Origin of the sequence: Streptomyces sp. NPDC001508 (assembly GCF_040298665.1) — a bacterium.
Lineage (GTDB): Bacteria > Actinomycetota > Actinomycetes > Streptomycetales > Streptomycetaceae > Streptomyces.
This window is the reverse complement of sequence record NZ_JBEPAP010000053.1, coordinates 57361-64834: the sequence shown is the minus strand read 5'-3', so window position 1 is coordinate 64834 and position 7474 is coordinate 57361. Positions and strand designations below refer to the sequence as shown.

Genomic DNA, 7474 nt, shown 5'->3' with positions numbered 1-7474 from the left:
ACGGCTCGCACCACTGGCCGTGCACCCACCGGGACCGAGAGGTCACAACCCTACCCGTGAGGGCTGCAGAAGGGATGGTCCTCTAATGAGCACCGCTTCCGTTTCCCGTCCCGCCGAGGCCTCCGGCACCTTTTCCCTCGGTGGCGATCTGCCCGTGCACCGTCTCGGCTTCGGGGCCATGCAGTTGACCGGCCCCGGCGTATGGGGCCCGCCCGCGGACCCCGACGAGGCCGTGCGCGTGTTGCGGCGTGCCGTGGAGCTGGGGGTCGACCTCATCGACACCGCGGACTCCTACGGACCGTTCGTCAGCGAGCAGTTGATCCACAAGGCGCTCCACCCCTACCCGGACGGCCTTGTCATCGCCACCAAGGCCGGTCTGACCCGCTCCGGTCCGAACGACTGGCGCCCGCTGGGCCGACCCGAATACCTGCGCCAGCAGTGCGAACTGAGCCTGCGTCACCTCGGTCTTGACCGCATCGACCTGTTCCAGCTGCACCGCATCGACCCCAAGGTGCCGCCGGCCGAACAACTCGGCGAACTGGTGCTCCTCCAGCAGGAGGGCAAGATCCGGCACATCGGGCTGTCCGAGGTCACCGTCGAGCAGATCGTCGAGGCGCGCGAGACCGCGGACATCGTCTCGGTGCAGAACCTGTACAACCTCGCCGACCGCGGCGCCGAGGACGTCCTGGACTACGCGGAGCGCGAGAACCTGGGTTTCATCCCGTGGTTCCCCATGGCCACCGGTGAACTCGCCCGCCCGGGCGGGCCGCTGGACAGCGCGGCCAAGAGGCATCAGGTCAGCCCGGCCCAGCTCGCGCTCGCCTGGCTGCTGAGCCGTTCCCCGGTGGTGCTTCCCATCCCCGGCACCTCGCGCGTCGCCCACCTTGAGCAGAACGTCGCGGCGGCCCTGGTCACCCTGACCGACGAGGAGTTCGCCGCGCTGGCCGACAGTCTCGGCGCCTGAAGTAACCGGCCGGCGCCAATGAGGTGAAGCCGGCGGACTCTGCTGCGCAATTCCGGAGCGGTTCCGATGTGCGGGCCGCGACCTGCGACAACGCGGTGGTCGTCGCGGCTTTCCCGGCCGGCCTCCACTGCTCAGCCGAATTGCGCAGCGGAGTGCCGGCGGCGCACAAAGCGGACCGGGCGCGTCTTCGCCCGCAGCGGTTGTCGGGGCTGCCCCTACGGAGCCGCCGCCTGCCGCGTCGCCTGCGCAGGGGGCGGGCGCTAGGGCCGCCCTAGGGGGCCAAGATCCGCAGAAGGTCGTCCGCGGTGTCCGGCGCGGCGCCCGACCGGAACCGGGAGCCGATCCGCCCGGCGAGCCCCTGCCCGGCTGTCGTGCACCACTCCCACCAGTGATCCAGCGCCCCGGGATCGACCTGCTCGGCGGGCAGCAGCGCGGGCCAGCCGCAGGCGCGCGCCTGCGCGGTGACCTTGGCGCCGCCCGCGACGGGATCGACGGCCAGTGCGGGAACGCCGACGCGCAGCGCGAGTACCAGCCCGTGCAGGCGGTCGGTGACGACCATGTCGCAGCGGGAGAGCACCGTTTCCAGCTGGGCCGGTGTGGTGCTCAGCCGCCAGTCGTGCGGGTCCAGCCGGGTCTCCAGCTCAAGGCGCGCGCAGTCCCGGCCGGACAGCCACCGTGTCACCTCCCGGGCGACCTGTCCGTGCCGCCGGCGCGGTCCGTACTCCCCCTGGCCGTGCGTGAGGATCACCGCGACCAGCGGGACGGTGTGCGCGGACGGCGCCCGGGCCGCCAGGTCCAGCGTCGGAGCCGTGCCCGGGGCGTCCCTGGCCAGTACATGGTGGAAGCCGTCAAGGGCCGGGTTCCCGGCGTCGACGACCGAGGTGCCCACGGCGATGCGGACACAGTGCGGAAAGCGCAGGTGCAGCTGCTCGACCTGCGGTCCGTGCAGGGGTCCGCAGACGAACACCAGGTGTGAGTAGGCATCGGGGCGTACGTCGGTGAGCGACGGGCCTTCCGGGCGGAATCCGGGGCTCCAGGCGACGTCGTGGTCCCACCCGGTGTGCCGTAGCCCGTCCCGTACCCGGTCCAGGGCCAGCAGGTCCCCGGCCGTGGCCTCGCCCTCCAGAAAGCTGAACCACCCCGTCAGAAGAATCCGCCGTCGCCGCTCCACAGCGCCCGGGTGCCCTGCGCAACAGACGGCAATCACCGAAGGAGCGCGCATCAGAAGAAGCGCACATCATGTGCGGGACCGGCGATCACGCGGGCGCGAGCCGGTCCCCGGGCGTAGTTCCTAAGTTCCTAGTAGCCCCTAGTAGTCCCTAGCTAGTCGTTGCCGAAGACTGCCTTCTGCACGTCGTTGGGTCCGTCGAACCGGCGGGTCCCGGTGTGCGAGAGCTTGTCCACGATCTTGTCGTCCGCGCCGTTGTTCCTGGCCAGGGAGACGAGATCGTCACGGCTGGCCGGGTAGTCGGCGCCCTTCAGGGCCTTTTGAAGATCGATCGGGCTCATCTCGGCCATGGCGGCCTCCTGCCTGCGTCGGCGCAGTCGACCTGCGCGTGAACTCGCCGAGTACCCCGCGGGCGGCAAGGCGTTACGCGTCGCCGGGATGGATATGTGCGGCTGCCGTCGGCCGCCCCGTTCCGTGATGCGCCGCGGAGCGCCCTGTGTGGTGGGCGGTGTGACGGGTACGCGGTGCCCGAGTTCCGGGGAGCCGTACGGCCGGAACGCCGGAACGCCGGAAGTGAGGGGGCACCGCCGGGGACGGAGCGGGCGCCGCTGCGGCCCGTGCCCGGCCGTCCCGGCGATCTGCTGCACGCCACCGGATCACGCATCGGACGCGACACCTGGAGCCCCCTCATGGCACCGCATCGGACGCGACACCTGGAGCCCTCATGGCACCGCATCGAGACGCCCCCGACCCTCGTACCACCCGCGTGGCCCTGGTCACCGGATCCGATTCCGGTATCGGCCGTGCCACCGCCGTCCGGCTGGCGGCGGACGGCCTGGACGTCGGCATCACCTGGCACCGCGATCACGAAGGGGCACAGCGGACGGCGGACGAGGTACGCGCGAGGGGACGCCGTGCCGCGGTCGAGCATCTGGACCTCACCCTGCTCCCGGAGGCCGCCCGGGTCATCGACCTGCTGGCCGAGCAACTGGGCAGGGTCGACGTCCTGGTCAACAACGCGGGGACCGGCACCATGACGCCGTTCCTGGATCTGGACCTCGACACCGTGCGCGAGGTCATCGACGTCGACCTGGTGGGGCCGTTCCTGTGCGGTCAGCGCGCCGCTCAGCGCATGATCGCGCAGGGCGACGGAGGCCGGATCATCAATGTCACCAGCGTCCACGAACACCAGCCGCGCGTGGGCGCGGCGCCCTACTGCGCGGCCAAGGGCGGGCTCGGGCTGCTCACCCAGGTCATGGCCCTGGAGCTGGCCGAACACGGGATCACCGCCAATGCCGTCGCTCCGGGTGAGATCGCCACGCCGATGACCGGCCAGGAGGACACCGACGTCACCGCCGAGCGGCGGCCCGGCGTGCCGTTGGGCCGCCCCGGCGATGCCCGCGAAGTCGCCGCGGTGATCGCTTTCCTCGCGAGTCCGGGCGCCTCCTATGTCACGGGTGCCTCCTGGGTGGTGGACGGCGGGATGCTGCGGATGGGGCCGCAGGCCGGCAGCCACCTGCCCGACGATCGCTGGCGCAGTCCCTGAGCCCGGCCGGGACGGCGCGGTCCGGGGGCGACGGACGGGACGCACCGGTGACGAACGCGACCGCGAACGACCGGCCGGGTCCGAGGTAGGCCGGGGACCTGCCGGGGTACGCGGTGCGGGACATCCTCGTCATAGCGATCCGCAGGCACCAGGGGAAGAAGGTGACGCGATGATCTCCGAGATGGTCTTGCTGCCCACCAGTGACGCCACGCTCCCCGGCGACCTCGTCGTGCCGACACCGGCACGGGCGGTGGTGCTCTTCGCACACGGCAGCGGCAGTTCCCGGCACAGCTCGCGCAACCGGAGGGTGGCCGCCGAGTTGCGTACCGCCCACCTGGGCACGCTGCTGATGGACCTGCTCAGCGAACGGGAGGAGCGGCACGACGCGCTGACCGCCGAGCATCGCTTCGACATCGGGCTCCTGGGCCGGCGGCTCGTGGCCGCGATCGACTGGCTGCGGGAGCAGCCCGACACCCGCGGTCTGCCCGTCGTGCTGTTCGGCGCCAGTACGGGCGCGGCCGCCGCACTGGTGGCCGCGGCCGAGCGGCCGGACCGGGTGCTGACCGTGGTGTCGCGAGGCGGCCGGCCCGACCTCGCGGGCGACGCCCTGGAGCGGGTGAGGGCTCCGGTACTGCTCATCGTCGGTGGCCAGGACCAAGTGGTGCTGGAACTCAACAAGGAAGCGGCCCGGCGGCTTGTGGCCCCGCATTCCCTGCGCGTCGTTGCGGGCGCGACCCACTTGTTCGAAGAACCCGGCGCCCTGGAGGAGGTCGCGGTGACGGCCAGGCAGTGGTGCCAGGCCCGACTGCGCTCCGGGTAAGGGCGGTCCGGCGACGTCCGTCACGCTTCGACAGCGCCCCGAAGGGGCGCGGGGCTGTCTCGGTATGCGGCTCCGCGCCCCTTCGGGGCGCTGTCGCGAGGGGCGGCTCGGCAAGGGTCGGCTAAACCGATGCGCAGGCGCGGGGGGTTACCGTCCGCGCGGATGACCGCCCACCCGAGAACAGGAGGACCGGGGTGCGGCCAGGGCGGTAGGGGGCCGACGGCGGCGGACGCCGCGGGGTTCGCCGCGTGTCATGGAAGGCTCGCGGCGGGTTCCCCGCCGGTCTGGGGGGCGTTCGCGCGGCGCGGGAGCAGCAGCGGGGTGGCCAGGAGGAGGATTCCGGCGGCGGCGATCGCGGTGCGGGCGCTGGTGAGGGCGGCCAGCACACCCCACACGGCGGTCAGGGCCGCGATGGCGGCGCTGCTGCTCACCGACCACGCGGACAGCGTGCGGGCGACCCGGTCCGCCGGGGTGTGGTCGAGCCGGTAGGTGGCCAGCACCGGGTTGAACAGCCCGCAGCAGGTCACCAGGCCGAACTGGATGACGATGATCAGCACGATCCCGGGGACACCGGGGCGGACGAACGCCAGCCCGACGGGCCAGCAGGCACGCAGCACTCCGGAGGTGAGCAGCACCTTGCGCTGCCCGAACCGTGCCACGAGCCGGCGCGCCAGCCGTGAGCCGACGAGGCCGCCGATGCACGGAGCCGCGAACGCGAGACCGTACTGCCAGGGCGCGAACCCGAGCGGGCCCAGCAGGAGTACGGCGAGCAGCGGCTCCGACGCCATGATCAGCCCGTTGACCGCCATCGCGTTGCACAGCAGCGGGCGCAGCCCGGGGTGGGTGAGGATGTGGCGCCAGCCCTCCAGCAGGTCGCCCGGCCGCAGCCGCGGTGCGCCGGCCGGCCCAGGGCGTGGTTCCTTCCCGCCGATGGCGCGGATGCCCAGGGCCGAAAGCAGGTAGCTGAACCCATCGGCCATGACGGTCGTCATCGGTCCGAACAGCCCGATGGCGGCGCCGCCGAGCGGTGGTCCGACCGTCGTCGCACTCCATGTCGTGGACTCCAGCCGGGCGTTGGCGACGAGCAGGTCCTCCGGCGGCAGCAGCGCCTTCAGAAACGCTCCGCCGGCCGCGTTGAAGGCGATGTTGGCCGCGGCGACGACGACGGAGACGACAAGGAGTTGGGCGAAGCCGAGCCGGCCGAGCACGAACGCGGCCGGGACGCTCATCAACGCCGCGAACCGGATCAGGTCCATCGCGATCATGACGGGTCGCTTACGGCGGAACTCCACCCATGGTCCCAGCGGCACCGCGACCAAGGCCCCCACCGCCCGTCCCGCGGCGGACAGCGCCGCCACCTGGGCCGGCCCGGAGTGCAGCACGAGGACCGCGATCAGGGCGAACGCGCCGAACCCGAACCCCGAGCCGTACGAGCTGACCGCATAGGCCGCCCACAGCCATCGAAACCGCCGCCCCGGCGCCCGCCCACCCGGCATGCCCCACACACCTCTCGCCGACCCGAACACCATCCGCTGTCCGCCCGCATCAAAGCGAGGATCATGCCGTCGGATCAAACAACCAGTCGTCCGGCAAGCCACAACCATGCGTTGTGCCGCCTGCCGCCGGACCACCGCCGAACTGCCGCGGTGCCGTGGCTCAGCGGGGTTCGTCGGGGGCGTCCTGCGCGGAGGGCCCGTGCCCTCCCCGGTCGGCGCCGGCATGGCCGGTCTCGGGTGAACCGCCCATCATGCGGAGCATGCTCGGGCCGCCGGTCCGCACGAACCGCGCCACGAGCAGGGCGGCCAGGACGAGGAAGACGATGTTGAGCCACGTGGTGTAGTTCCAACGCACGCCTTCCGTCGGGAGCTTCGCGGTCGCCTGGTCCGGAACGAGGCCGAGGCCGCCGAAGGCGAACTCCACGGTGTATCCCGCGATGACCATCGCGAGGTAGAAGGTGGCCAGGAGGAAGGCGGCCGTCTTCGCGCCGTAGTACTTCCGGTAGATGTTGAGGATGGGCAGGATCAGCAGATCGGCGAAGACGAACGCCACCACGCCGCCGAAGCTGATCCCTCCCTTCCACAGCACCACCGCCAGCGGCACATTGCCGATCGAGCACACGAACGAGGCCATCGCCACCAGCGGGCCGACGACGGGTCCCCACAGCTTGGCGGCGAGCGGGTGGCCGTCGAAGAAGAAGGCACCCCAGAACGAGTCCGGGACCCAGGCGGCGATGGCGCCGGCGATGAGCAGGCCGACGACCAGATCGCGCAGGATCGCCGCCCATTCCATGACGAACACATGGCTGGTGGCGGTGAATCCCTCACGGGAGAGCAGACGGTGGATGAAGGAGCCTTCGCGCCGGACGGACATGTCCATCGCGGCATGGCCCTCCATCGATCCGGCGAGCCCCCGATGCGCCTGCCGTCGGGCCCGGCGCAGCAGTTCCTCGCGCAGGAACAGCCGGAACAGCACGGCCAGCACAATGATCATGACGGGGCCGCCGACGAACTCGGCGACGGTGAACTGCCAGCCCATCAACAGCGCGAGAATGACGCCGAGTTCCACGACGAGATTGGTGGAGGCGATCTCGAAGGCCATCGCGGCGGTGAAGTTCGCTCCCTTGCGGAACAACGCGCGGGCCAGCGCCACCGCGGCGTAGGAGCAGGACGAGGACGCCACACCCAGGCCCGCCGCGACGGCGAGGGTGCGGGGCCGGTCGTCACCGAGCAGGGCGACGACGGTGGACTTGCGGACCACGGCCTGGACGACGGCGGACAGGGCGAAGCCGAGGATCAGTGCCCAGGTGATCTCCCAGGTCATGGACCCGGTGATGGACAGTGCGTGCAGTACGGCGTGCATCAGTGAAGCCTCCCCTCCGAGTTCGGTGTACGGGGGCGGACACGCCCTCGCCGTCCGCACCGCTTCGTCCACGGGCCGCGGCCACGCGGGGGTCCGCCCGGGTTCGCCGAAGCGGGA

Annotated in this window: 7 protein-coding genes; 3 read left to right on the top strand and 4 right to left on the bottom strand. The window is 71.7% G+C overall.

Features of this window, described 5'->3' with window-relative positions; all coding sequences use genetic code 11:
• The first annotated feature begins 85 nt into the window (after positions 1-85).
• Positions 86-964 (top strand): aldo/keto reductase, encoded by an 879-nt coding sequence (locus ABT245_RS34270; protein WP_351741426.1) that lies wholly within the window; start codon positions 86-88, stop codon positions 962-964.
• A 271-nt stretch (positions 965-1235) separates the two neighbouring features.
• Here the strand turns inward: ABT245_RS34270 and ABT245_RS34265 are convergent, their stop codons facing one another.
• On the bottom strand, positions 1236-2135 hold the full coding sequence (locus ABT245_RS34265) for a polysaccharide pyruvyl transferase family protein (protein ID WP_351741424.1): 900 nt from the start codon (positions 2133-2135) through the stop codon (positions 1236-1238).
• Between the two features lie 152 nt (positions 2136-2287).
• Positions 2288-2482 carry a DUF2795 domain-containing protein gene (locus ABT245_RS34260; protein WP_351741421.1) on the bottom strand — a complete coding sequence of 65 codons (195 nt, stop codon included), beginning with the start codon at positions 2480-2482 and terminating at the stop codon, positions 2288-2290.
• Positions 2483-2856: 374 nt separating this feature from the next.
• Between ABT245_RS34260 and ABT245_RS34255 the strand changes: the two genes are divergently transcribed.
• Together ABT245_RS34255 and ABT245_RS34250 are read left to right on the top strand one after the other, a co-directional pair.
• The gene (locus ABT245_RS34255; RefSeq protein WP_351741419.1) at positions 2857-3678 is read left to right on the top strand and encodes an SDR family oxidoreductase; all 822 of its coding nucleotides are present in this window, start codon (positions 2857-2859) and stop codon (positions 3676-3678) included.
• 169 nt (positions 3679-3847) lie between these two features.
• Positions 3848-4498, top strand: coding sequence for a dienelactone hydrolase family protein (locus ABT245_RS34250; protein ID WP_351741416.1), 651 nt, complete (start codon positions 3848-3850; stop codon positions 4496-4498).
• A gap of 251 nt (positions 4499-4749) precedes the next feature.
• On the opposite strand, the gene ABT245_RS34245 is transcribed toward ABT245_RS34250, so the two are convergent.
• Both ABT245_RS34245 and ABT245_RS34240 read right to left on the bottom strand, forming a co-directional pair.
• Entirely contained in the window at positions 4750-5994 is a 1245-nt protein-coding gene (locus ABT245_RS34245) for an MFS transporter (protein ID WP_351741413.1), read from the bottom strand.
• Between the two features lie 160 nt (positions 5995-6154).
• A complete protein-coding gene (locus ABT245_RS34240) occupies positions 6155-7357 on the bottom strand; it encodes a permease (protein ID WP_351741410.1) in 1203 nt (400 codons plus the stop codon).
• Positions 7358-7474: the final 117 nt, after the last annotated feature.

Coding starts and splice junctions, on each gene's coding strand:
- ABT245_RS34250 (WP_351741416.1), top strand. CDS start 3,848: ATGATCTCCGAGATGGTCTTGCTGCCCACCAGTGACGCCACGCTCCCC.
- ABT245_RS34260 (WP_351741421.1), bottom strand. CDS start 2,482: ATGGCCGAGATGAGCCCGATCGATCTTCAAAAGGCCCTGAAGGGCGCC.
- ABT245_RS34270 (WP_351741426.1), top strand. CDS start 86: ATGAGCACCGCTTCCGTTTCCCGTCCCGCCGAGGCCTCCGGCACCTTT.
- ABT245_RS34240 (WP_351741410.1), bottom strand. CDS start 7,357: ATGCACGCCGTACTGCACGCACTGTCCATCACCGGGTCCATGACCTGG.
- ABT245_RS34255 (WP_351741419.1), top strand. CDS start 2,857: ATGGCACCGCATCGAGACGCCCCCGACCCTCGTACCACCCGCGTGGCC.
- ABT245_RS34245 (WP_351741413.1), bottom strand. CDS start 5,994: ATGCCGGGTGGGCGGGCGCCGGGGCGGCGGTTTCGATGGCTGTGGGCG.